Consider the following 23,915-nt stretch of genomic DNA (forward strand, 5'->3'; position numbering starts at 1 on the left):
AGTCGCCGACGCAGGTGACCGGCACCGGTCACGACGTTCAGGGGGAGGACGGGCATGGCTGCCTGCGAGGTCTGCGGCAACGACTACCGGCTCAGCTTCGAGGTGCACGCCGCCGGGGCGGTGCACGTCTTCGACAGCTTCGAGTGCGCGATCCACGCGATGGCCCCCATCTGCGAGCACTGCGGGGTGAAGGTGGTCGGCCACGGCGTCGAGGCCGACGGCGTCTTCTTCTGCTGCGCGTCGTGTGCCCGCACGCACGGCGAGCAGGAGAGCGCGCAAGAGCTGGTCGACCACGCGGGCCGGGCGCCGGACGAGCGGTGACCGACGTCGTCCGGGTCAGCAAGCGGCTGTCGTACGTGCTGCGGCACCACCCGGACAGCGTCGGGCTGACCCTGGACGAGCACGGCTGGGTCGACGTCGGGGACCTGCTCGCCGCGCTGCACCTCACCCGCGCCGAGCTGGACGAGGTGGTCGCCGGCAACGACAAGAGGCGGTACGCCCTGGACGCGACCGGCACCCGGATCCGGGCCAGTCAGGGTCACAGCGTCCCGGTCGACCTGGGCCACGCCCCCGCCGTCCCGCCCGACGAGCTCTTCCACGGCACCGTCGAGCGGTTCCTGCCGGCGATCCTGGTCGAGGGCCTGCGCCCGGGGGCCCGGCACGCGGTGCACCTCAGCGCCGACCGGGGGACGGCCGAGCAGGTGGGGGCGCGGCGGGGGAGGCCCGTCGTCCTGCGGGTCGACGCCGCCGCGATGGCGCAGGACGGCGTCGTCTTCACGTGCTCGGACAACGGGGTCTGGCTGGTCGAGGCCGTCCCGCCGCGGTACCTGACGCGCTAGCGCGCGGTCGCCCGGGCCAGCAGGTCGCGCAGGCCGGCGTCCAGGACGGCCTGCGCCTGCACCGGGTCGGCGAGGTAGCCGGCGACCATCGCGCCGTCGCGCAGCACCAGCCAGTGGCGGGCCGCCTCGACCGGGTCGGGGTGGCCTGCGGTGGCGAGGGCGGAACGGACGGCGCCCTCCAGCCACTCGCGGTGCTCCCGCACGGCCCGCCGCACCGGGCTCGCCGGGTCGGGGTTCTCGGCCGCGGCGTTGATGAACGCGCAGCCGCGGAAACCGACGCCGCACACCGTGTCGCCCACCAGCGAGGTGAGCCCGTGCAGCCAGCGGGCGGCCGCGGCCGGGTCGGCCGGCACCTCGCCGGCCTGCTCGCGCACCGACCGGTCAACCCCGGCCAGGTAGGCCACGACCAGGTCCTCCTTGCCGGGGAAGTGCCGGTAGAAGGTGGCCCGGGTGACGGCCGCCTCGGCGACCACCCGGTCGACGCCGACGCCGCGCAGCCCCTCGGCGTAGAAGAGCGCGGACGCGGTGCGCAGCAGCCGCTCCCGGGCCTCCGACGTCCTGGTCGCGCTGGTCATGGTGATCACGGTAACCCCCGGTTGACGGTGACCGGGTCGCGTGCTGCAATCGACACAGCAGGCAGAACGATCGTTCTGTCCATCAGTTCTCACCAGGAGGCCTCGACCCCATGGCTGCCGTCTACACCGCACTCGCCACCGCCACCGGGGAGGGCCGCAACGGCCACACCCGCACCTCCGACGGCACCATCGACCTCGACCTCAAGGTCCCCACCGAGATGGGTGGCCCCGGCGGTGGCGCCAACCCCGAGCAGCTCTTCGCCGCCGGCTACGCCGCCTGCTTCCACGGCGCGCTCAAGATGGTCGCCGGCAAGCAGAAGGTCGCCTTCACCGACTCCGCGGTGACCGCCGAGGTCGGCATCGGCCCGAACGACGCCGGCGGCTTCGCCCTCGAGGTCACCCTGCACGTCGAGCTCGGTGGCATCGAGCAGTCGGCCGCCGAGGCCCTCGTCGAGGCCGCCCACCAGGTCTGCCCGTACTCCAACGCCACCCGCGGCAACGTCCCGGTCACCCTCGAGGTCGAGACCGCCTGAGGAAGGACCCCCTCGCCCCCCACCACGAGCGAGCTCGCGGCGGGGCCCTGCGAGGGGGCCTGACCCACGCGAGGGGCCGCTGAGACCCGGGGGAGGGTGGTGCCGTCAGGGCCTGCCCTCCCTCGTTCGCGTCCCGGGTGGAATCCGCCCGGCGCCGCGTGCCTTGGGCTGGGCATGCAGATCGACCTCACCGGCCGCACCGCCCTCGTCACGGGCTCCTCGCAGGGCATCGGCCTGGCCATCGCCACCGGACTCGCCGGGGCCGGCGCCGCCGTCGTCCTCACTGGGCGGGACGCCGCGAAGCTGGCGGCCGCCGCGGCCGGGATCGACGGCCCGGTGACCACCGTGGCCGGCGACGTCACCACCGACGAGGGGACGGCGCAGCTGCTCGAGCAGGTGCCCGCCGTCGACGTCCTGGTCAACAACCTGGGGATCTTCGGCGCCAAGCCGGCCCTGGAGATCACCGACGACGAGTGGCGCCGCTACTTCGAGACCAACGTGCTCACCTCGGTGCGGCTGACCCGCGCCTACCTGCCCGGCATGGTCGCCCGCGGCTGGGGCCGGGTGCAGTACATCGCCAGTGACTCGGCCGTGGTCGTGCCGGCCGAGATGATCCACTACGGGATGACCAAGACGGCGCTGCTCGCGGTCTCCCGCGGCTTCGCCAAGGAGGCCGCCGGCTCCGGGGTCACCGTCAATTCCGTCATCGCCGGCCCGACGCACACCGGCGGCGTCGAGGACCTCGTCCGCTCCCTCGTCGGCGGCGAGCTGTCCTGGGACGACGCGCAGCGGGAGTTCATGCGCACCCACCGGCCTCAGTCGCTGATCCAGCGGCTGATCGAGCCCGAGGAGATCGCGAACATGTGCGTCTACCTGGCCTCCCCGCTGGCCTCGGCCACCACCGGCGGCGCGCTGCGGGTCGACGGCGGCTACGTGGACGCCGTCCTGCCCTGAGCTCAGGTGCGCGCGGCGAGCCAGCCCTCGAACTCGCTGGCGACGATCCGCTGGTCGTGCACGCCGGCCGCGGCCGCCGAGCACAGCCAGCGGATCGGCGCGGCCATGACGCCCGGGTCCAGCAGGTGCGCGCGCAGCTCCGGCGGGACGTCGTCCGGGATCATCCCGGTGGCCGTGGCGCCGCCGGGCAGCAGGATGTTGGCCGTCACCGGTGAGTCCTGGAGGTCCTGGGCCATGATCCGGGCCAGCGCCTCGGCGCCCGCCCGGGCCGGGCCGTAGGGGACGAAGCCGCGACGGTTCATCGTCGAGTGGTTCATCGACACGGTGACCACCCGACCGCTGCCCGCCTCGAGCATGCGCGGCACGACGGCCCGGGCGACGAGGAAGTAGCCGGTCAGGTCCGTCTCGACCAGGTCGCGGAACCCCGCCGGCGGCACGGCCCAGAACGGCTGCGGGTCGGTCAGGAAGCGCGGGTTGACCGACCGCATGCCGATCCCGGCGTTGTTGACCAGGACGTCGATCCCGCCCAGGACGTCGGCGGCCGTCTGCACGCCCCGGGTCACGTCCTCGTCGCTGCGGACGTCCATCGCGATGCCGACCGCACCGAGGCCCTCGGCGGCCGCCCGCGCCCGGTCGACGTCCCGCCCGGTGACCACCACCTGCGCGCCGGCCTCGACCAGGGCGGCGGCCATCGCCGCGCCCAGGCCGCTCGTGCCGCCGGTGACCAGCACCCGGGTGCCGTCCAGTCGCTCCATCCCGTCGACGGTAGGCAACAGCGCGGCAACGTGCGCGCGGCAGGGTGGGCCCATGACCTTCGCCGTCCCGGTCGTCGACATCTCCGCCTACGTGCAGGACGGCCCCGCCGGGCAGCGCGCCGCCGTCGCCCGCGCGATGGACGACGCCTGCCGCACCGTCGGCTTCGTCCAGGTCGTCGGCCACGGCGTGCCCGACGCGGTCGCCGCCGGGCTGGCCGGGGCGATGGACGCCTTCTTCGGCCTGCCGCTGGAGGCCAAGAACGCCTGGCGCACCCCGCCGGAGGTCAACCGCGGCTACAGCCCGCCGAAGAGCGAGTCGCTGTCGCTCTCCCTCGGGGTGGAGGCCGCGAGCCGGATGAACGACTTCTTCGAGGCGTTCAACGTGGGCGCCTCGCAGGAGACCTACCCGCACGCGCCGGGGCTGCCCCAGCCCGACTACGCGGCCAACACCTGGCCCGACGTCGCCGGCTTCCGGCCCGCCGTCGACGCCTGGTTCACCGAGGCGGCCCGCGTGGCGCGCACCCTCACCCGGGTCTTCGCCGACGCCCTCGGCCTCGCCCCGGACTTCTTCGACCGGCTCACCGGCCACTCCCTCGACGTGCTGCGGATGAACAACTACGCCCTGCCCGAGGGCACCGTGCGCCTCGACGGCGACCTCACCGGCATGGGCGAGCACACCGACTACGGCATCGTCACCGTGCTGTGGGCCGACCGGGTCGCCGGCCTCCAGGTGCTGGGCGGCGACGGCGGCTGGCACGACGTCGTGCCCGCCGAGGGCGCGCTGCTGGTCAACCTCGGCGACGTCACCGCCCGGCTGACCAACGAGCGCTGGCTGTCGACGCTGCACCGGGTCAAGCCGCCGGTCGTCGACGGCACCATCTCCCGCCGCCGGTCGGCGGCCTTCTTCCACGACGGGGACGTCGACGCGCTGATCACCACCCTGCCCTCCTGCCTGGAGCCGGGTGAGCAGCCGCGGTACTCCCCGGTGACGGTGGGGGAGCACGTGGCGGCCAAGCTGCGCGGTTCCCGGGCCGGGGTGGTCAACACCGCCGCCGACCGCGAGGCCGCGCGGGTGCTCGCTGCCCGGTCGTAGCGTGGGCGCGTGTCCCGCGTCCTGATCACCGGCTCCACCGACGGGCTCGGCCTGCTGGCCGGGCAGCTGCTCGCCGCCGACGGCCACGCCGTCACCCTGCACGCCCGCACCGACGCCCGCGCGGACGACGCCCGGGCCGCACTGCCGGCCGCCGAGGGCGTGCTGGTCGGTGACCTGTCCACGCTGGCCGGCGTCCGCGCGGTCGCCGGGCAGGCCGAGGACGCCGGACGGTTCGACGCCGTCGTTCACAACGCCGCCGTCGGCTACCAGGAGCGCCGGCGCGTGGAGACCGAGGACGGTCTGGCGCTGGTCTTCTCGGTCAACGTGCTCGCCCCCTACCTGCTGACCGCGCTGATGACGCCGCCCGACCGGCTCGTGTACCTCAGCTCCGGCATGCACCGCAGCGGTGACCCGGCGCTGGACGACCTGCAGTGGACCCGGCGCCGCTGGAACGGCTCGCAGGCCTACGCCGACAGCAAGCTCTGGGACGCCGTCCTGTCCGCCGCCGTCGCCCGGCGGTGGCCCGACGTCCTGGTCAACTCCGTCGACCCGGGGTGGGTGGCGACCCGGATGGGCGGGCCGGGGGCGTCGGACGACCTCGCGCAGGGCCCGGTCACCCAGGCCTGGCTCGCGGTCTCCGACGACGACGCGGCCCGCACGAGCGGCGGCCACTGGTACCACCGCGCCCGGCGCGCGACCCACCCGGCGGTGTCCGACGTCGCCGTCCAGGACGGTCTGCTCGCGGCCTGCGCCGAGCTCACCGGCGCCCCGCTGCCCTGAGCCGCGCCGCGCGGGGAGCCGGGGCTCCAGGATCCCCACAGCCGGACGTGTGATCCTGGGGGTTGGTCGATCGCACCCACAAACCCCCAGCGCGCCCCCCGGAGGTCTCGATGGAGCCCGGCGAGTCCACCCCCAGGCCGTTGCCGCCCCGACTGGACCCCCGCGCGGGGAAGACCCCCCGCACGCCCGGCGGTGCCACGGCGACCGGGTCCACGCCGAGCGCCCCGGTGAGCCCGACGCGCCGGCTGGCCGTCGGCGTCCGGGCCCTGGCCGCCGTGCTGAGCGTCCTGGTCCTCGCCGGCAGCGGCTGGGGCTGGTACCTGGCCAAGGTCGCCGAGGCGAGCCTGAGCCGCACCGACGCCATCCCCACCGACGGCAACGTCGACGCGCAGGGCAACGGCGGCGAGGCGATGAACCTGCTGCTGGTGGGCCGTGACTCCCGCGCCGGGCTGACCCCCGAGCAGCAGGAGGAGTACGTCACCGGCGACCCCACGGGGCTGCTCAACACCGACACGATGATGCTGGTGCACGTGCCCGCCGACGGGTCGGCGGCCTCCTTCGTCAGCCTCCCGCGTGACCTGTACGTGCCGATCCCGGGCAACGGCAAGGGCAAGCTCAACTCCGCCTACGGCGACGGTTACAACGCGGCCCAGGGCGAGGACAGCGACCGGGACTCCGCCGGCGCCCAGTCCCTGATCCGCACGGTCAGCCAGTTCTCCGGCCTGCGGATCGACCACTACGCCGAGATCAACCTGCTCGGCTTCATCAACCTGAGCACGATCGTCGGCGGCGTGGACGTCAACATCTGCAAGGCCGTCGACGACTCGGTCACCGGCGCCCACTTCGACGCGGGCCCGCAGACGCTGTCCGGAAGCCAGGCGCTGCTGTTCGTCCGCCAGCGGCACGGACTGCCCTCCGAGCTGGACCGGCAGCGGCGCCAGCAGGTCTACCTGGCCGGCATGCTGCGCAACCTGCTGTCGAAGAACCTGCTGCTGGACCCCGCCAAGCAGCAGGCGATCGTCAAGCAGGTCGGCAGCAGCGTCACCTTCGACAAGGGCCTCGACGTGTTCGACCTGGCCGCGCAGCTGCAGTCGGTGAAGCCGGGCAACATCACCTTCCAGACCCTCCCCGGGCTGAAGGACGACAAGGTCGACGGGTCCGACGTGCTCGTCCCGTCCGACCCCGCCGCGCTCACGACCTTCTTCGCGTCGCTGAGCGCCGACCCCGCGGAGGCGCCTGCTCCCGAACCGCCGGCGCCGGTCGCCGCGGCGGCACCCGCCGACGTCACGGTCAGCGTGTTCAACGGCTCCGGCGTCAAGGGCGCCGCGGCGACCGCGGCGACCGCGCTGGGCACGGCGGGCTTCGTGGCCAGCAGCGGCGGCAACGCCCCGGCCAACACCGATCGCACCACGATCGCCGCCGCCCCGGGCGACGAGGCGAAGGCCGCCGCGGTGGCCGCGCAGGTGCCCGGTGCCGCGGTGACCGTCGACGCCGCGGTGCCCGCCGGCACCGTGCAGCTGACGCTGGGCAAGGACTTCCAGGCCGTCGGCCAGGCGGTCGACGCGCCGGCCCCGGCACCGGCACCCGCGGGGACGTACGCGACCACGGAGCGCACCGCGGAGGACACCAGCTGCATCATCTGACGCCGGCGCCCGGCCCCGGTGGGGTGCCGGGCGCCGGGGCGGGGCGGTGGGAGCCGAGGGTCAGGCGGCGACGGTCTCGGTGCGGCGGGGACGGGAGAGCAGTGCGGGCAGCTCCATGGCGCCCAGCTCGCGGACGTCGTCCTCGTCGTCGTCGCTGATCGACCAGGTCGCCGGCTCGACGAGGTCGACGGGCTCGTCGTCCTCGGCCGCCGCGGTCTCCGGGACCGGGGAGTCCCAGTTCTCGGCCAGCTCGGCGATGGTCGCCATCGCCTCGTCGAACAGCTGCTCGACCAGTGCGTGGCCGGCGGCCGCGACCGCCTCGGTGGAGAAGGTGCCGTCGAAGGGGAGTCCAGTCACCCCGCCCTCATCGGCAGCCGACCGGGCGACCGTGACGGACCGACCGGTCTCAGCGGCGCCAGAAGTCGAAGCGGTCCCGCCCCGGGCGGAAGCCGGCCTGCTCGACGACGTCCACGGCCAGGTCGAAGCGCTGCCCGACCAGCTGCGGCTGGTGCCCGTCGCTGCCGAAGCTGACCGCGTCACCGCCCTCGTCGCGGTACCAGCGCAGCAGGTCGACCGACCACAGCGGGCTGGTCGTGTTGACCTCCAGGGCCCGGCCGCTGGCCGCCAGCGCCCGGAAGACCGCCCGGTACTCCTCCTCGAAGACCGCCTCCGGGTACTCGTCGCGGCCGCCCGGCCAGTAGCGGCGCGGGAAGTCGCAGTGCGCCAGCACCTGGAAGACGTCGCTGCTCTCGATCATCGCCACCATCTCGGTGAGGTAGCGGCGCATCGTGGCGACGAGGTCGACGCCGGGGGAGTGCAGCAGCCGGTTCACCCCGATCAGCCGCCCGTCGACCGGGAGCGAGTGCAGCGAGCCCAGGACGCGGTCGACGGGCGAGGCGTGCAGGTGCGCGGCGACGCTGGCCGCGAACAGGTGCGGCTCGCCGGCCTCGACGCCGGACCAGACCCGCAGCTGGGGGAAACGCTGCCGGGCCTCCCAGATCGTCTCGGCGTAGACGTCGACGTCGATGGGCAGCTGGTTGGCCGGGTGCCGGTCGGTGAGGCCGTCGGTGGTCGCCCGGTCGCCGGGGCTCCAGACGGTGAAGTCCAGGTGCTCGGTGAAGGCGATCGCCGGCAGGCCGATCGCCACCGCGTGCTCGCAGGCGCGCAGCAGCGAGGCCCGGGGCCCGGTGTCCCACGAGAACTCCGAGTGCACGTGGTTGTCCGGCGGCAGCATCGTGCCCATCCAACCGCTCGTCCACAGCGAGCGCACGCCGGGTCGGCGGGATGTCGGTGGGTCGGCCTACGGTCGGGCCCATGACGACCGCTGTGCAGACCGATCTGGCCGACGAGGCGCTCGGGGTCCTGCGCGAGCTCACCGGCCGCCCCGACGCCGTCTTCCGCGAGGGGCAGGACGACGCCGTCCTCGCGCTCGTCGAGCGGCACCAGCGTGCGCTGGTCGTGCAGCGCACCGGGTGGGGCAAGTCGGCGGTCTACTTCGTCTCCACCGCGCTGCTGCGCCGCCGCGGCGCCGGCCCCACGGTGCTCGTGAGCCCGCTGCTGGCGCTGATGCGCGACCAGGTGGCCGCTGCGAGCCGCGCGGGCATCAAGGCCGTGGAGATATCCAGCTCCAACGTCACCGAGTGGGACGACATCAACGCCCGGCTCGCCGCCGACGACGTCGACGTCCTGCTGGTCTCCCCGGAGCGGCTGACCAACCCCCGCTTCCGCGACGAGCAGCTGCCGGCCTTGGTCGACCGGTGCGGCCTGCTGGTCGTCGACGAGGCGCACTGCGTCTCCGACTGGGGCCACGACTTCCGCCCCGACTACCGGCGCATCCGCGACCTGCTGGGCCAGCTGCCCGCCGGCACCCCGGTGCTGGCCACCACCGCCACCGCCAACGAGCGCGTCGTCGCCGACGTCGCCGAGCAGCTGGGCGCCGGGGGCGTCGAGGTCACCACCGTCCGCGGCCCGCTGGCGCGGGACTCGCTGCGCATGGGCGTGCTCCGGCTGGACTCCGACCGGGCCCGGCTGGCCTGGCTGTCCGCCCACATCGGCGACCTGCCGGGCAGCGGCATCGTCTACACGCTCACCGTCGCCGCCGCGGAGGAGACCGCGGCCCTGCTGCGGGACGCCGGGCACGAGGTGCGGGCCTACACCGGCCGGCTCGACGACGCCGACCGCAAGGACGCCGAGGAGGCGCTGCGGGAGAACCGGGTCAAGGCCCTGGTCGCCACCTCCGCGCTCGGCATGGGCTTCGACAAGCCCGACCTCGGGTTCGTGGTCCACCTGGGGGCGCCGTCGTCGCCGGTCAGCTACTACCAGCAGGTCGGGCGCGCGGGCCGCGCCGTCGACCACGCCGACGTCCTGCTGCTGCCCGGGCCGGAGGACATCGCGATCTGGCAGTGGTTCGCCACCTCCTCCATGCCCCGCCAGGACCACGCCACGGCGGTGCTCACCGCGATGGCCGACGGCAAGGCGTGGTCGGTCGCCCGGCTGGAGACCGTCGCCGACGTCCGCCGCTCCCGGCTCGAGCTGCTGCTCAAGGTGCTCGCCGTCGACGGGGCGGTCGAGCGGGTGCAGGGCGGGTGGCGCTCCACCGGCGTCCCGTGGACCTACGACGCCGACCGGTACGCCCGGGTCACCGCGACCCGGGAGGCCGAGCAGCGCTCGATGCTCGACTACGCCAAGCCGGTCGACACCGCCGAGTGCCGGATGGCCTTCCTGCAGGAGGCCCTCGACGACCCGACCGCGGCCCCCTGTGGGCGCTGCGACGTGTGCGCCGGCCCCTGGTACCCCACCGACGTCCCGGCCGGCGCCTCCGAGGCCGCCTCGGCCCGGCTGGACCGTCCGGGGGTGGAGCTGGCGCCCCGGGCGCAGTGGCCGACAGGTGCCGACCGGCTCGGGGTCGAGGTGAAGGGCAAGATCGCAGCCGGCGAGCAGCTGGCGAACGGCCGCGCCGTCGCCCGGCTCACCGACCTGGGCTGGGGCCAGAAGCTGCGCACCCTGCTCGGCGACGACGGGGTCGGCGGTGTGGCCTCCCTCGCCGAGGACCTCGAGGCGCCCTCGATCGAGGAGGACCCGGACGCCGCGTTCGACGTGGCTCACCGGGTGATGAAGCCGGGCCTGGCCTCCGACGCGCCTCCGGACGAGGAGCTGCTGAGGGCATGTGCCCGGGTGCTGGGCGCCTGGGACTGGGCGCAGCGCCCCGGTGCCGTGGTGGCCGTCCCCTCCCGGCGGCGGCCCGCACTGGTCACCGGCGTGGCCGAGGGGCTGGCTCGGGTCGGGCGGCTGCCCTACCTGGGCACCATGGACCTCGTCTCCGGTGGCCCCACCGGCGGACCGGGCGGCAACAGCGCCTTCCGGCTGGCCGGGGTGTGGCAGCGGATCGTGGTGGGCCCGGAGCTGCGGGCGCGCCTGGCCGAGCTCGGTGACGCCCCGGTGCTGCTGGTCGACGACCTCGCCGACTCCCGCTGGACGATGACGGTCGCCGGCCGCGAGCTCCGCCTGGCCGGCGCCGCCTCGGTGCTGCCGTTCGTCCTCGCGCTGTCCGCCTGAACGGCCCCGTCTCAGGCGCTCTCCCCGAGCTCGCGAGGCGGAGGGGGGACGGGGTCCTCCCACTGTCCACAGGTTTTCGAACACCTGTGCGAAACCGGTAGTAGCCTCCCGGCATGTCGCTCGCGCACCAGCCGTCCATGTGGGACGTGGCCGAGGAGGCCACGCTCACCCCGCTCGCCGGCCGGGTGGTCAGGCACCAGCTGAGCCGTGGGGCCTGGGTCGACCACCTGCCCGGCTGGGTGGAGGGCTCCGACCAGGTCCTCGACGTGCTGCTGGGCGACATCGGCTGGCGTGAGGACCGGCGCCAGATGTACGACCGCGAGGTGACCGTGCCCCGGCTCCTGCGCTGGTACGGCGGAGGCGAGGCCCTGCCGCACCCGGCGCTCACCGATGCCCGGTCCGCGCTGAACGACCACTACGGCCCCGAGCTCGGCGAGCACTTCGTGACGGCCGGCATGTGCCTGTACCGCGACGGCCGGGACAGCGTGGCCTGGCACGGCGACCGGATCGGTCGCAGTCGCACCGAGGACACGATGGTCGCGATCGCCTCGTTCGGTTCGCCCCGTCCGCTGATGCTCCGTCCGGTGGGTGGCGGCGAGAGCCTGCGCTTCACCCTCGGCCATGGCGACCTCGTGGTCATGGGCGGCTCGTGCCAGCGCACGTGGGAGCACTGCATCCCGAAGACGACGAGGGCGGTCGGACCGCGCGTCAGCGTCCAGTACCGCCCACGCGGGGTCGCCTGAGCCGTGAAAGCCCTGCTCACGGGGCGTTCGACGGGGTGGCTGGACCCCCCTCCAGACCCCCCGTGCAGACCCCCTCAGAAGGCGTGTATCGTTCTCCATGCACCAAGCGAGAACGGACCGGGTCGCAGGGCCTGGGAAACCGCCGGACAGAACCCCTGAGGTTCGACTGCTGCGGAACTTGGTGTAAGGTGGAACTACCGCCACGAAGAACGGCCGAGCAATTGGTCGGGGAACGTGCGCGTCCGCTCCTTGAGAACTCAACAGCGTGCCGAAAGTCAGTGCCAAGTAACAAATCCCCCTTGGCCTGGTCATTCGTGATCGGGTCATTGGGTTCCTTTGGTTGATTGAACGAGAGTGCCAACTCTTGGTCTCAGCTGCGATCAAATCATCTACGGAGAGTTTGATCCTGGCTCAGGACGAACGCTGGCGGCGTGCTTAACACATGCAAGTCGAGCGAGGCCCATCTTCGGGTGGTGCCCTAGCGGCGAACGGGTGAGTAACACGTGGGCAACCTGCCCTCAGCTCTGGGATAACTCCAAGAAATTGGTGCTAATACCGGATGTGACCGCTGACCGCATGGTCTGGTGGTGGAAAGATTCATCGGCTGAGGATGGGCCCGCGGCCTATCAGCTTGTTGGTGGGGTAATGGCCCACCAAGGCGACGACGGGTAGCCGGCCTGAGAGGGTGACCGGCCACACTGGGACTGAGACACGGCCCAGACTCCTACGGGAGGCAGCAGTGGGGAATATTGCGCAATGGGCGAAAGCCTGACGCAGCGACGCCGCGTGAGGGATGACGGCCTTCGGGTTGTAAACCTCTTTCAGTAGGGACGAAGCGCAAGTGACGGTACCTACAGAAGAAGCACCGGCCAACTACGTGCCAGCAGCCGCGGTAATACGTAGGGTGCAAGCGTTGTCCGGAATTATTGGGCGTAAAGAGCTCGTAGGCGGTCTGTCACGTCGGCTGTGAAAACCCGAGGCTCAACCTCGGGCCTGCAGTCGATACGGGCAAACTAGAGTACTGCAGGGGAGACTGGAATTCCTGGTGTAGCGGTGAAATGCGCAGATATCAGGAGGAACACCGGTGGCGAAGGCGGGTCTCTGGGCAGTAACTGACGCTGAGGAGCGAAAGCGTGGGGAGCGAACAGGATTAGATACCCTGGTAGTCCACGCCGTAAACGTTGGGCGCTAGATGTGGGGCTCATTCCACGAGTTCCGTGTCGCAGCTAACGCATTAAGCGCCCCGCCTGGGGAGTACGGCCGCAAGGCTAAAACTCAAAGGAATTGACGGGGGCCCGCACAAGCGGCGGAGCATGTTGCTTAATTCGATGCAACGCGAAGAACCTTACCTAGGCTTGACATGCACGGAAATCTCCCAGAGATGGGAGGTCCTTTAAAGGGTCGTGCACAGGTGGTGCATGGTTGTCGTCAGCTCGTGTCGTGAGATGTTGGGTTAAGTCCCGCAACGAGCGCAACCCTCGTTCTATGTTGCCAGCACGTCATGGTGGGGACTCATAGGAGACTGCCGGGGTCAACTCGGAGGAAGGTGGGGATGACGTCAAATCATCATGCCCCTTATGTCTAGGGCTGCAAACATGCTACAATGGCCGGTACAAAGGGCTGCGATACCGCGAGGTGGAGCGAATCCCAAAAAGCCGGTCTCAGTTCGGATTGGGGTCTGCAACTCGACCCCATGAAGTTGGAGTCGCTAGTAATCGCAGATCAGCAACGCTGCGGTGAATACGTTCCCGGGCCTTGTACACACCGCCCGTCACGTCACGAAAGTCGGTAACGCCCGAAGCCGGTGGCCCAACCCCTTGTGGGAGGGAGCCGTCGAAGGCGGGATCGGCGATTGGGACGAAGTCGTAACAAGGTAGCCGTACCGGAAGGTGCGGCTGGATCACCTCCTTTCTAAGGAGCACTGGCCGCCGTCTTAGCGATGGTGGTCCAGAGCCGTGCACCGGCCAGGAGGCTTCCTCAATCATGAGGGGGTCCAGGGTGTTGGTGACGGAGCTCAAGGGTGGAACGCTGACCAGTTCGGCTCGGATGTCCAGTTCGCTGTTAGTACGGCTCGTTGATCCATCACCGGCCCTTCACGGGGTCACAGGGGTGGGGAGGGTCTGGAACGCGAGTGGCTGGGGGTACCGGGTCGTAGGCACGCTGTTGGGTCCTGAGGGAACGGGCCGGCCAGGCCGTGGAGGAGCGCGAGCTGCTTCAAGGGTCTGGTTGGGTGTTCGCTCTGGGAGTCCCATCTGCTCGTCATACCGCTCGGGTAACCCCGGGGTCTGGTGGTGTCATGTGGTGGGTCATCTTCCGTACTTTGAGAACTGCACAGTGGACGCGAGCATCTAGTAAGCAAGTATCTGGATACCCGCACTGATCCATGACCCACAGATGTGGTGGCCGCGAGGTTGTCACGGGGTGGGGTTGTGGGTGGGTGTGGGTTTCTTGTGTGTGGTCAAGTTGTTAAGGGCACACGGTGGATGCCTGGGCACCAGGAGCCGATGAAGGACGTAGGAGGCTGCGATAAGCCTCGGGGAGCTGTCAACCGAGCGTTGATCCGAGGATTTCCGAATGGGGGAACCCCGCACCAGTCATGTGGTGTGACCCGCGCCTGAACACATAGGGCGTGTGGAGGGAACGTGGGGAAGTGAAACATCTCAGTACCCACAGGAAGAGAAAACAACCGTGATTCCGTGAGTAGTGGCGAGCGAAAGCGGATGAGGCTAAACCGATCGCATGCCAAGCCGGCAGGCGTTGTGTGGTCGGGGTCGTGGGACGATTCAGCATCTTCTGCCGAAGGTGCAGGGAGTCAGAAAGCCATGTGTTAGTGGAAGGCCTCTGGAAGGGGTCGCCGTAGAGGGTGAGAGCCCCGTACACGAAAACTCATGGCCTCCCGAGTTGTATCCCAAGTAGCACCGAGCCCGTGAAATTCGGTGTGAATCTGGCGGGACCACCCGCTAAGCCTAAATACTCCCTGGTGACCGATAGCGGACAAGTACCGTGAGGGAAAGGTGAAAAGTACCCCGGGAGGGGAGTGAAATAGTACCTGAAACCGTGTGCCTACAAGCCGTGAGAGCCTTATGCGCACTTGTGCGTGGGGGTGATTGCGTGCCTTTTGAAGAATGAGCCTGCGAGTTAGCGGTACGTGGCGAGGTTAACCCGTGTGGGGTAGCCGTAGCGAAAGCGAGTCCGAACAGGGCGATTGAGTCGCGTGCTCTAGACCCGAAGCCGAGTGATCTACCCATGGCCAGGTTGAAGCGCGGGTAAGACCGCGTGGAGGACCGAACCCACTTCAGTTGAAAATGGAGGGGATGAGCTGTGGGTAGGGGTGAAAGGCCAATCAAACTCGGTGATAGCTGGTTCTCCCCGAAATGCATTTAGGTGCAGCGTCACGTGTTTCTTGCCGGAGGTAGAGCACTGGATGGTCTAGGGGCCCCACAAGGTTACTGAAATCAACCAAACTCCGAATGCCGGTAAGTGAGAGCGTGGCAGTGAGACTGCGGGCGATAAGGTTCGTAGTCGAGAGGGAAACAGCCCAGATCATCAGCTAAGGCCCCTAAGCGTGTGCTAAGTGGAAAAGGATGTGGGATTGCCGTGACAACCAGGAGGTTGGCTTAGAAGCAGCCACCCTTGAAAGAGTGCGTAATAGCTCACTGGTCAAGTGGTTCCGCGCCGACAATGTAGCGGGGCTCAAGCACACCGCCGAAGCTGTGGCATTCACATGAACCCGTCCGGTCCTTCGGGGTCGGGCCAGGTGTGTGGATGGGTAGGGGAGCGTCGTGTGGCCATTGAAGCGGCGGAGTGATCCAGCCGTGGAGGCCACACGAGTGAGAATGCAGGCATGAGTAGCGAAAGGGGAGTGAGAAACTCCCCCGCCGGATGACCAAGGGTTCCTGGGCCAGGCTAATCCGCCCAGGGTGAGTCGGGACCTAAGGCGAGGCCGACAGGCGTAGTCGATGGACAACGGGTTGATATTCCCGTACCCGCGAAAGAACGCCCATGCTGAACCCAGCGATGCTAACCGCCTGAAACCGGTGACTGACCTTCGGGTCTGATCCGGCGGAACGCGGGACCCGGACTGGTAGTAGGCAAGCGATGGGGTGACGCAGGAAGGTAGTCCTACCGGTGAATGGTAGTACCGGTGCAAGGGTGTGGCCCGTGGGATAGGTAAATCCGTTCCACACGAGGGTGAGGCCTGACGCATAGCCGAATGAGGCGAATTGGATGATCCTATGCTGCCGAGAAAAGCCTCTAGCGAGTTCTTAGCGGCCCGTACCCCAAACCAACTCAGGTGGTCAGGTAGAGAATACCAAGGCGATCGAGCGAACTGTGGTTAAGGAACTCGGCAAAATGCCCCCGTAACTTCGGGAGAAGGGGGGCCATCTGCTGTGAACCGCTTACGCGGGGCAGCGGTGGGTGGCCGCAGAGACCAGTGAGAAGCGACTGTTTACTAAAAACACAGGTCCGTGCGAAGTCGAAAGACGATGTATACGGACTGACGCCTGCCCGGTGCTGGAACGTTAAGGGGACGGGTTAGCCGCAAGGCGAAGCTCAGAACTCAAGCGCCAGTAAACGGCGGTGGTAACTATAACCATCCTAAGGTAGCGAAATTCCTTGTCGGGTAAGTTCCGACCTGCACGAATGGCGTAACGACTTCTCAGCTGTCTCAACCACAGGCTCGGCGAAATTGCACTACGAGTAAAGATGCTCGTTACGCGCGGCAGGACGGAAAGACCCCGGGACCTTCACTATAGCTTGATATTGGTGTTCGGTTCGGCTTGTGTAGGATAGGTGGGAGACTGTGAAGCGGGCACGCCAGTGTTCGTGGAGTCATCGTTGAAATACCACTCTGGTCGAATTGGATGTCTAACCTCGGTCCGTGATCCGGATCAGGAACAGTGTCAGGTGGGTAGTTTAACTGGGGCGGTTGCCTCCCAAAATGTAACGGAGGCGCCCAAAGGTTCCCTCAGCCTGGTTGGCAATCAGGTGTCGAGTGCAAGTGCACAAGGGAGCTTGACTGCGAGACCGACGGGTCGAGCAGGAGCGAAAGCTGGGACTAGTGACCCGGCACCGGCATGTGGAAGCGGTGTCGCTCAACGGATAAAAGGTACCCCGGGGATAACAGGCTGATCTTCCCCAAGAGTCCATATCGACGGGATGGTTTGGCACCTCGATGTCGGCTCGTCGCATCCTGGGGCTGGAGTAGGTCCCAAGGGTTGGGCTGTTCGCCCATTAAAGCGGCACGCGAGCTGGGTTTAGAACGTCGTGAGACAGTTCGGTCCCTATCCGCCGCGCGCGTAAGAGACTTGAGAAGTGCTGTCCCTAGTACGAGAGGACCGGGACGGACGAACCTCTGGTGTGCCAGTTGTTCCGCCAGGAGCACTGCTGGTTGGCTACGTTCGGCAGGGATAACCGCTGAAAGCATCTAAGCGGGAAGCCTTCTTCAAGATGAGGTCTCTCACCGGGTCAACCGGGTAAGGCCCCCGCCCAGACCAGCGGGTTGATAGGCCGGAAGTGGAAGCGGCGTAAGTCGTGGAGCTGACCGGTACTAATAGGCCGAGGGCTTGACCATCACAACACCCAGCCTCATAGCTTTTCTAGTTGTCTCGCGTCCACTGTGTGGTTCTGAACGTACGGAACCCACCCCCCGACCCGATCCCCGCACTCTCGTGTGGTGGTCCGGGTGGTGTGGGGTGGGCCCGATAAGTTCACAGCGTTACGGCGGTCATGGCGAAAGGGAAACGCCCGGTCTCATTCCGAACCCGGAAGCTAAGCCTTTCAGCGCCGATGGTACTGCCCCGGGGACGGGGTGGGAGAGTAGGACGCCGCCGGACACAACTCCCAGGAACGGGGTCACAGCATGTGCTGTGGCCCCGTTTCTGCATTCTCCGGGTGAGTCTGATCAGCCGGGGCGATCGCGATCATCGTGCCCTCGACCGTCGATAGGGAGGCCTCCCAGAGGAGGCCGTCTCTCGACGGCGGAGCGGGCGAACGAGCCGTGGGAGCCGCTGTGGCCCTGGCGTCCGCGCACTTCCGTCAGAGACGAAGTGCCGGCTGTCGTGGTCGTCCTCTCAGCAGTGGGCGGGCTCTCCTGAGTCGGGGCCACCTCAGGGGCAGGGACTCCCCAGCGCTGCCGGCTGGGACCCCGACCACCCGGAGCACGGTCGGTCGATCGCTCGGGTGCTGAACCGGAGGACCAGGTAGTCGCCGTCCACACGGGGCCGTGCAACGCGACTGTCACATGCAGCGGTTAGGTTCCTGGCTCTGCCGCTGACCGCTCTGTCAGGAGGACGTCGACCGTGCTGCTGTCCCCGCACGAGCAGGAGCGGCTGATGCTCAGCTACGCCGCCGAGCTCGCCCGTCGTCGCCAGGCGCGCGGCCTGAAGCTCAACCTCCCCGAGGCGACGGCGATCGTCACGGACCACGTCCTCGAGGGCGCCCGGGACGGCGAGCTCGTCACCGACCTCATGCAGTCCGGTCGTACCGTGCTCACCCGGGACGACGTCATGGACGGCGTCCCCGAGCTGCTGGAGGAGGTGCAGGTGGAGGCGACCTTCCCGGACGGGACGAAGCTGGTGACCGTCCACCACCCCATCCCGTGAGCGCCGGCGAGCGGGACCATCAGGCAGGGCCCGTGATCCGGGACGGCGTGACGCCTGGCGTGATCCCGGGCGAGGTCATCCCGGCCGAGGGGTTCATCGAGACCCTGCCGGGGGTGCCGCGGGTGGAGCTCGCGGTGCACAACAGCGGCGATCGGCCGGTGCAGGTCGGGTCGCACTTCCACTTCGCCCAGGCCAACGCCGCGCTGGAGTTCGACCGGGCGGCCGCCCACGGTCACCGGCTCGACATCGCCGCCGGCACCGCCGTCCGGTTCGAGCCGGGCATCCAGCGGACCGTCTCACTCGTCCCCCTGGCCGGCGCCCGCGTCGTCCCGGGGCTGACCGCGGAAGGTGGGCTGGGCTGATGGTGCAGCTGTCCCGCGAGCGCTACGCACAGCTCTACGGCCCCACGGTGGGCGACCGGATCCGGCTGGCCGACACCGACCTGCTCATCGAGGTCACCGAGGACCGCTCCGGCGGGCCCGGGCTGGCCGGTGAGGAAGCGGTCTTCGGCGGCGGCAAGGTCATCCGCGAGTCGATGGGCCAGGGGCGGGCCACCCGCGCCGAGGGTGCCCCCGACCTGGTCATCACCGGCGCGGTCGTGCTCGACCACTGGGGCATCGTCAAGGCCGACGTCGGCATCCGCGACGGCCGCATCGTCGCCCTGGGCAAGGCCGGCAACCCCGACACCATGGACGGCGTCCACCCCGACCTGGTCATCGGGCCGGGCACCGAGGTGATGTCCGGCAACGGCAAGATCCTCACCGCCGGCGGCATCGACTGCCACGTGCACTTCATCTGCCCGCAGATCGTGCCCACCGCGCTGGGCTCGGGCATGACCACGCTCATCGGTGGTGGCACCGGCCCCGCCGAGGGCTCCAAGGCCACCACCATCACCCCCGGCGACTGGTACCTGGCCCGGATGCTCGAGGCGATGGACGGCATGCCGGTCAACGTCGCGCTGCTGGGCAAGGGCAACACGGTCTCCACCGAGTCGCTGGAGGAGCAGCTGCGGGCCGGTGCCAGCGGCTTCAAGCTGCACGAGGACTGGGGGTCCACGCCCGCCGCGATCGATGCCGCGCTCACCGTGGCCGGCCGCAACGGCGTCCCGGTCGCCCTGCACTCCGACACCCTCAACGAGGCCGGCTTCGTCGAGGACACCCTGGCCGCGATCGCCGGCCGGAGCATCCACGCGTACCACACCGAGGGTGCCGGGGGCGGGCACGCGCCGGACATCATCACCGTCGCCGGCCACCCGAACGTGCTGCCCAGCAGCACGAACCCGACCCGGCCGCACACGGTCAACACCCTCGACGAGCACCTCGACATGCTCATGGTCTGCCACCACCTGGACAGCTCGGTGCCCGAGGACCTCGCCTTCGCCGAGAGCCGGATCCGCCCCACCACGATCGCCGCCGAGGACCTGCTGCACGACCTCGGCGCCATCTCGATGATCGGGTCCGACGCCCAGGCGATGGGCCGGGTCGGTGAGGTCGTCATGCGCACCTGGCAGACCGCGCACGTCATGAAGCGCCGCCGCGGGTCGCTGGCCGGCGACGGCGCCGCGGACAACCTGCGCGCCCGCCGGTACGTCGCCAAGTACACGATCTGCCCCGCGGTGGCCCACGGCATCGACGCCGAGGTCGGCTCGGTCGAGCCGGGCAAGATGGCCGACCTCGTGCTGTGGGAGCCCAAGTTCTTCGGGGTGCGGCCGCACGCCGTCCTCAAGGGCGGGATGATCGCCTGGGCGCAGATGGGCGACGCGAACGCCTCGATCCCCACGCCCCAGCCGGTGCTGCCGCGGCCGATGTTCGGCGCCTACGGCAAGGTCCCGGCGCAGACGTCGGTGCACTTCGTCGCCCCTGCCGCGCTCGAGGCGGGCCTGGCCGACCGGCTGGCCATCGACCGGCGCCTGGTCGCGGTCTCCGACACCACCCGGCTGGGCAAGTCCGACATGCCGGAGAACACCGCGCTGCCGGACATCCGGGTCGACCCGGACACCTTCACCGTCTCCGTGGACGGCGACGTCTGGGAGCCCCAGCCGGTGCGCGACCTGCCGATGGCCCAGCGCTACTTCCTGTTCTGATGACGGCAGCCCTGTTGGCCCTGGCCGACTCCCGGCTCCCCGCCGGGGGTCACGCGCACTCCGGCGGGGTCGAGCAGGCCATCACCACGGGGGTGGTCCTCGACCCGGTGTCGCTGGCCGGCTTCCTCCGCCGGCGGCTGACCACGGCCGGCGCGGTGGCGGCCGGGCTCGCCGCGGCAGCCTGCCGGTCGGCGGACGACGCAGCCGCGCTCGCCGCCCTGGACGACGAGGCCGACGCCCGGACGCCGTCCCCCGCGCAGCGGGCCGCCTCCCGGCAGCAGGGCCGCGGCCTGGTGCGGGTGGCCGGCCGCGCCTGGCCGCACCCGGCCTGGGCCGCGCTGCCTGCCCAGCCGCACCACCCGCTCGCCCTCGGGGTGGCGGCCGCGACCGCCGGGCTCACGCCCCGGGACGCCGCGCACGCCGCCGCCTACCTCGCCATCAGCGGCCCGGCCACCGCTGCCCAGCGCCTGCTGGCGATGGACCCGATCACCGTCGCGGCGGTCACCGCCCGGCTGTCGCCGGAGATCGACCAGGTGGCCGACGCGGCGGCCGACTCCGCCGCCGCCGCTGCGGCCGGTGAGCTGCCGGCCGGCACCGACCCGCTGCTGGACCTGCTCGCCGAGGTCCACGCCGCCCGCAACGACCGGTTCTTCGCCTCATGAGAACGAAGGAGTGCTCCGATGCCGCCTGACCACAACCTGGACGACTACGTCGACCCCTACAGTCCCGGACACCGCCACGGCGGTCCGCTGCGGGTGGGGCTCGGCGGCCCGGTCGGCTCGGGGAAGACGGCGCTCGCCGCGGCCCTGTGCCGCACGCTGGGCGCCGAGTACGACCTCGCCGTCGTCACCAACGACATCTACACGACCGAGGACGCCGACTTCCTGCGCCGCAACGCCGTGCTGCCCGACGACCGGATCGAGGCGGTGCAGACCGGCTGCTGCCCGCACACCGCCATCCGTGACGACATCACCGCCAACCTGGACGCCGTCGAGCTGCTGGAGGGCCGGCACCCGGGGCTGGAGCTCGTCCTCGTCGAGTCCGGTGGCGACAACCTGACCGCGTCGTTCAGCTACGGGCTGGTCGACGTGCAGATCTTCGTCATCGACGTCGCCGGCGGGGACAAGGTGCCGCGCAAGGGCGGGCCGGGTGTGACGGCCTCGGACCTGCTGGTGGTCAACAAGACCGACCTCGCCCCGATGGTCGGCGCCGACCTGGGCGTCATGCGCCGGGACTCCGACGCGGTGCGCGGCGACAAGCCCACCCTCCTGATCTCGCTGCGGGAGGACCCGGCCGCCACCGAGGTGGCCGAGTGGGTGCGCCAGCAGGTGCGGGCGCGGGCGCTGCAGGAGGCGTGAGCGGGCACGCGGTCGTGGGCACCGGAGGGAGCGCCGACCGGGGAGCGGTGCGACCGCGGGGTGGAGCAGCCGGATGAGGACCCTCGTCGAGGTGGTGGCACGGTGCGACGCGCGCGGTCGCACCGTGCTGCCGCTCCTGCGGGCCAGCGGCCAGCTGGCGGTCCGCCGCACCGGGCCCACCACCGTGCACCTGGTCGGCACCGCGTTCGGCCCGCTCGGCGGGGACGACGCGGAGATCCGGCTGGTCGTCGAGGAGGGTGCCCGGCTCAGCGTCCGCTCGGTGGCCGCGGCCGTCGTGCTGCCCGCGCGCGGGGAGTCGCCGCCGTCCCGGCAGGTCGTGCGGGCCGAGGTCGCCGGGGCGCTGGACCTCGCGCCGGAGCCGACGGTGGTCACCGCCCGCGCCGACCACCGCGCCGAGGTACGCGTCCAGCTCGCCGAGGCGGCGGAGCTGACCGTCACCGAGCAGGTGCTGCTCGGCCGGCGGGGTGAGGACCCCGGCCGCTGGACCGGCACCACCCGGGTGGAGGTCGGCGGACGCGCGGTGCTGCACAGCACCGTCGGGCTGGGTCCCGGCGCACCCGCCTGGCTGCCGCCGGTCGCACCCCGCGCCTACGTCTCCACCGTCTCGATCGGCACGCCCGGGACCGACGTCCGCACGGGCGTCGACGCCGTCCGGCTGCCGCTGCCCGGTGGCTGGGTGGGCACCGCGTGGGCGGGGGAGCTGCACGACGCCGTCGCTGCGATGGCGTCCGTGACCGAGGACGTCGAGCTGCTGGAGGTGGCCCGGTGAGCGGGTCGCTGGTGGTCCGGGCGCGCCGGGTGGTGCTTCCCGACGGGGAACGTGCGGCGGCGGTGCACGTCACCGACGGCGTGGTCACCGCGGTCACCGGCTTCGACGACGCCGGTGACGCCCCGGTCACCCTGGCCGAGGACGAGGTGCTGATCCCCGGCCTGGTCGACAGCCACGTGCACGTCAACGAGCCGGGCCGCACCGAGTGGGAGGGCTTCGCCTCCGCGACCCGGGCCGCGGCCGCCGGCGGGGTCACCACGATCGTCGACATGCCGCTCAACTCGGTCCCGCCCACGGTGGACGTGGAGGCGTTGCACGTGAAACGACAGGCGGCCGAGGGGCAGGTCAGCGTCGACGTCGCCTTCTGGGGCGGTGCCGTGCCCGGCAACGCGAGCCAGCTGACCCGGCTGCTCGCCGACGGCGCCGTCGGGGTGAAGTGCTTCCTGCTCGACTCCGGGGTGCCGGAGTTCCCGCCGCTGGACGACGCCGGCCTGCGCGCCGCGCTCACCGCGCTGGCGGAGGTCGACGGGCTGCTCATCGCCCACTGCGAGGACGACGACGTCATCGCCGCGGCCCCCGACCCGGCGGGCACGAGCTACCCGGCGTTCCTGGCCTCCCGCCCGGGTGCAGCGGAGGAGACCGCGATCGGCCGGCTCATCGCCGCCGCCCGGGACACCGGCGCCCGCGTGCACGTCGTCCACCTCGCCGACGCCGGGGCGCTGCCGATGCTGCGGGCGGCGCGGGCCGACGGCGTCCGGATCACCGTGGAGACCTGCCCGCACTACCTGACCTTCGCCGCCGAGGACGTGCCCGACGGCGACACCGCGTTCAAGTGCTGCCCGCCGATCCGGGAGGCACACCACCGCGAGGCGCTGTGGGCGGCGCTGGCGGCCGGCGACATCGACCTGGTGGTCAGCGACCACTCACCGTGCACCCCGGAGCTCAAGCGGCTCGACGTGGGCGACTTCGGGCTGGCCTGGGGTGGGATCGCCGGGCTGCAGGTCACGCTGCCGGCGGTGTGGACGGGTGCCCGGGCGCGGGGGCTGGGGCTCGGTGACGTCGTCCGGTGGATGACGGAGGCGCCGGCCCGGCTCACCGGGCTCACCGCCAAGGGCGGGATCACCGTCGGCCGGGACGCCGACCTGGTGGCGTTCGCCCCCGACGAGCAGTGGCGGGTCGGGGCGCTGCACCACCGCAACCCGGTGACGCCCTACGCCGGCCGGGAGCTGACCGGTGTGGTGCGGCGGACCTGGCTGCGCGGGCAGGTCGTGGGAGACGACGCCGCCCCCCAGGGCCGGTTGACCCGTCCTGGGGGGCGATGACCCGGTCCCCTCGCAGGGTCCCGGTGAGTGCGAGGGGGTCCGCCCTCAGCTCTGCGGCTCCTCGCGAGCGGCCTCGTCGAGGATCTTCGGGTCGTCGTCCACGCCGCCGGCGGGGTCGGCGTTGCCCAGCGCGGTCTCGGCCGGGAGCTGCTCGATGTGCGCCTTGGCGCGGGCCTTCAGGTCGTCCTCGTGGCTGGTCATGCGGTGCCTCCCACAGGTCGTCGGTGTGCCGTGACCGTCCCCTACCCTCGCTCCGCAGGTGAACCCCCGAACGTCCCGCCAGTTTC

Annotated in this window: 21 protein-coding genes and 3 rRNA genes; 19 read left to right on the forward strand and 5 right to left on the reverse strand. The window is 70.7% G+C overall.

The window, feature by feature from the left end:
* Window positions 1–54 precede the first annotated feature (54 nt).
* Window positions 55–321 carry a hypothetical protein gene (locus tag KUM42_RS11170; protein WP_237492268.1) on the forward strand — a complete coding sequence of 89 codons (267 nt, stop codon included), beginning with the start codon at window positions 55–57 and terminating at the stop codon, window positions 319–321.
* Window positions 318–839, forward strand: coding sequence for an RNA 2'-phosphotransferase (locus tag KUM42_RS11175; RefSeq protein WP_237492270.1), 522 nt, complete (start codon window positions 318–320; stop codon window positions 837–839). Before KUM42_RS11170 ends, KUM42_RS11175 begins: the two co-directional genes overlap by 4 nt.
* On the opposite strand, the gene KUM42_RS11180 is transcribed toward KUM42_RS11175, so the two are convergent.
* The gene (locus KUM42_RS11180; protein WP_237492272.1) at window positions 836–1,414 is read right to left on the reverse strand and encodes a TetR/AcrR family transcriptional regulator; all 579 of its coding nucleotides are present in this window, start codon (window positions 1,412–1,414) and stop codon (window positions 836–838) included. The genes KUM42_RS11175 and KUM42_RS11180 overlap by 4 nt on opposite strands.
* Before the next feature lie 110 nt (window positions 1,415–1,524).
* Between KUM42_RS11180 and KUM42_RS11185 the strand changes: the two genes are divergently transcribed.
* Window positions 1,525–1,947 (forward strand): organic hydroperoxide resistance protein, encoded by a 423-nt coding sequence (locus KUM42_RS11185; RefSeq protein WP_237492274.1) that lies wholly within the window; start codon window positions 1,525–1,527, stop codon window positions 1,945–1,947.
* Between the two features lie 174 nt (window positions 1,948–2,121).
* Window positions 2,122–2,901: an SDR family NAD(P)-dependent oxidoreductase gene (locus KUM42_RS11190; protein WP_237492276.1), complete on the forward strand. Its 780-nt coding sequence runs from the start codon at window positions 2,122–2,124 to the stop codon at window positions 2,899–2,901.
* Window positions 2,902–2,903: 2 nt separating this feature from the next.
* On the opposite strand, the gene KUM42_RS11195 is transcribed toward KUM42_RS11190, so the two are convergent.
* Window positions 2,904–3,656, reverse strand: coding sequence for an SDR family NAD(P)-dependent oxidoreductase (locus tag KUM42_RS11195; RefSeq protein WP_237492278.1), 753 nt, complete (start codon window positions 3,654–3,656; stop codon window positions 2,904–2,906).
* A 52-nt stretch (window positions 3,657–3,708) separates the two neighbouring features.
* On the opposite strand from KUM42_RS11195, the gene KUM42_RS11200 reads away from it, so the two are divergent.
* The 3 genes from KUM42_RS11200 (at window position 3,709) to KUM42_RS11210 (ending at window position 7,172) form a co-directional block, all read left to right on the forward strand.
* Entirely contained in the window at window positions 3,709–4,749 is a 1,041-nt protein-coding gene (locus KUM42_RS11200) for an isopenicillin N synthase family oxygenase (RefSeq protein WP_237492280.1), read from the forward strand.
* A gap of 9 nt (window positions 4,750–4,758) precedes the next feature.
* On the forward strand, window positions 4,759–5,529 hold the full coding sequence (locus KUM42_RS11205; protein WP_237492282.1) for an SDR family NAD(P)-dependent oxidoreductase: 771 nt from the start codon (window positions 4,759–4,761) through the stop codon (window positions 5,527–5,529).
* A gap of 227 nt (window positions 5,530–5,756) precedes the next feature.
* The gene (locus KUM42_RS11210) at window positions 5,757–7,172 is read left to right on the forward strand and encodes an LCP family protein (RefSeq protein ID WP_237492284.1); all 1,416 of its coding nucleotides are present in this window, start codon (window positions 5,757–5,759) and stop codon (window positions 7,170–7,172) included.
* A gap of 60 nt (window positions 7,173–7,232) precedes the next feature.
* Here KUM42_RS11210 and KUM42_RS11215 read toward each other — a convergent pair whose 3' ends face one another.
* Window positions 7,233–7,529 carry a hypothetical protein gene (locus KUM42_RS11215; RefSeq protein ID WP_237492286.1) on the reverse strand — a complete coding sequence of 99 codons (297 nt, stop codon included), beginning with the start codon at window positions 7,527–7,529 and terminating at the stop codon, window positions 7,233–7,235.
* 49 nt (window positions 7,530–7,578) lie between these two features.
* A complete protein-coding gene (locus KUM42_RS11220; protein WP_237492288.1) occupies window positions 7,579–8,415 on the reverse strand; it encodes a PHP domain-containing protein in 837 nt (278 codons plus the stop codon).
* 71 nt (window positions 8,416–8,486) lie between these two features.
* Here KUM42_RS11220 and KUM42_RS11225 point away from each other — a divergent pair, with 71 nt between their 5' ends.
* From KUM42_RS11225 to allB, 12 genes are all read left to right on the forward strand, one after another.
* The gene (locus KUM42_RS11225) at window positions 8,487–10,727 is read left to right on the forward strand and encodes an ATP-dependent DNA helicase RecQ (RefSeq protein ID WP_237492290.1); all 2,241 of its coding nucleotides are present in this window, start codon (window positions 8,487–8,489) and stop codon (window positions 10,725–10,727) included.
* A gap of 113 nt (window positions 10,728–10,840) precedes the next feature.
* A complete protein-coding gene (locus tag KUM42_RS11230; protein ID WP_237492292.1) occupies window positions 10,841–11,470 on the forward strand; it encodes an alpha-ketoglutarate-dependent dioxygenase AlkB in 630 nt (209 codons plus the stop codon).
* 388 nt (window positions 11,471–11,858) lie between these two features.
* Window positions 11,859–13,381 (forward strand): 16S ribosomal RNA (locus tag KUM42_RS11235).
* A 545-nt stretch (window positions 13,382–13,926) separates the two neighbouring features.
* Window positions 13,927–17,045 (forward strand): 23S ribosomal RNA (locus KUM42_RS11240).
* A 145-nt stretch (window positions 17,046–17,190) separates the two neighbouring features.
* A 5S ribosomal RNA gene (gene rrf / locus KUM42_RS11245) occupies window positions 17,191–17,307 on the forward strand.
* The 16S, 23S and 5S rRNA genes sit together here, the layout of an rRNA operon.
* A 498-nt stretch (window positions 17,308–17,805) precedes the next feature.
* A complete protein-coding gene (locus KUM42_RS11250; protein WP_237496670.1) occupies window positions 17,806–18,075 on the forward strand; it encodes an urease subunit gamma in 270 nt (89 codons plus the stop codon).
* A gap of 59 nt (window positions 18,076–18,134) precedes the next feature.
* Entirely contained in the window at window positions 18,135–18,437 is a 303-nt protein-coding gene (locus KUM42_RS11255; protein ID WP_370629359.1) for an urease subunit beta, read from the forward strand.
* Window positions 18,437–20,158 carry an urease subunit alpha gene (locus tag KUM42_RS11260; RefSeq protein ID WP_237492296.1) on the forward strand — a complete coding sequence of 574 codons (1,722 nt, stop codon included), beginning with the start codon at window positions 18,437–18,439 and terminating at the stop codon, window positions 20,156–20,158. The genes KUM42_RS11255 and KUM42_RS11260 overlap by 1 nt, the downstream gene beginning before the upstream one ends.
* Complete coding sequence (locus KUM42_RS11265; RefSeq protein WP_237492298.1) at window positions 20,158–20,820, forward strand: urease accessory protein UreF; 663 nt, start codon at window positions 20,158–20,160, stop codon at window positions 20,818–20,820. The genes KUM42_RS11260 and KUM42_RS11265 overlap by 1 nt, the downstream gene beginning before the upstream one ends.
* An 18-nt stretch (window positions 20,821–20,838) precedes the next feature.
* A complete protein-coding gene (gene ureG / locus KUM42_RS11270) occupies window positions 20,839–21,516 on the forward strand; it encodes an urease accessory protein UreG (protein WP_237492300.1) in 678 nt (225 codons plus the stop codon).
* Between the two features lie 73 nt (window positions 21,517–21,589).
* Window positions 21,590–22,306, forward strand: coding sequence for an urease accessory protein UreD (locus KUM42_RS11275; RefSeq protein WP_237492302.1), 717 nt, complete (start codon window positions 21,590–21,592; stop codon window positions 22,304–22,306).
* A complete protein-coding gene (gene allB / locus KUM42_RS11280; RefSeq protein WP_237492304.1) occupies window positions 22,303–23,628 on the forward strand; it encodes an allantoinase AllB in 1,326 nt (441 codons plus the stop codon). Before KUM42_RS11275 ends, allB begins: the two co-directional genes overlap by 4 nt.
* 45 nt (window positions 23,629–23,673) lie before the next feature.
* Here the strand turns inward: allB and KUM42_RS11285 are convergent, their stop codons facing one another.
* Window positions 23,674–23,829, reverse strand: a complete 156-nt coding sequence (locus KUM42_RS11285) for a hypothetical protein (RefSeq protein ID WP_237492305.1) — start codon at window positions 23,827–23,829, stop codon at window positions 23,674–23,676.
* Window positions 23,830–23,915: the final 86 nt, after the last annotated feature.

Origin of the sequence: Modestobacter sp. L9-4, from assembly GCF_019112525.1 — a bacterium.
Classification (GTDB): domain Bacteria; phylum Actinomycetota; class Actinomycetes; order Mycobacteriales; family Geodermatophilaceae; genus Modestobacter.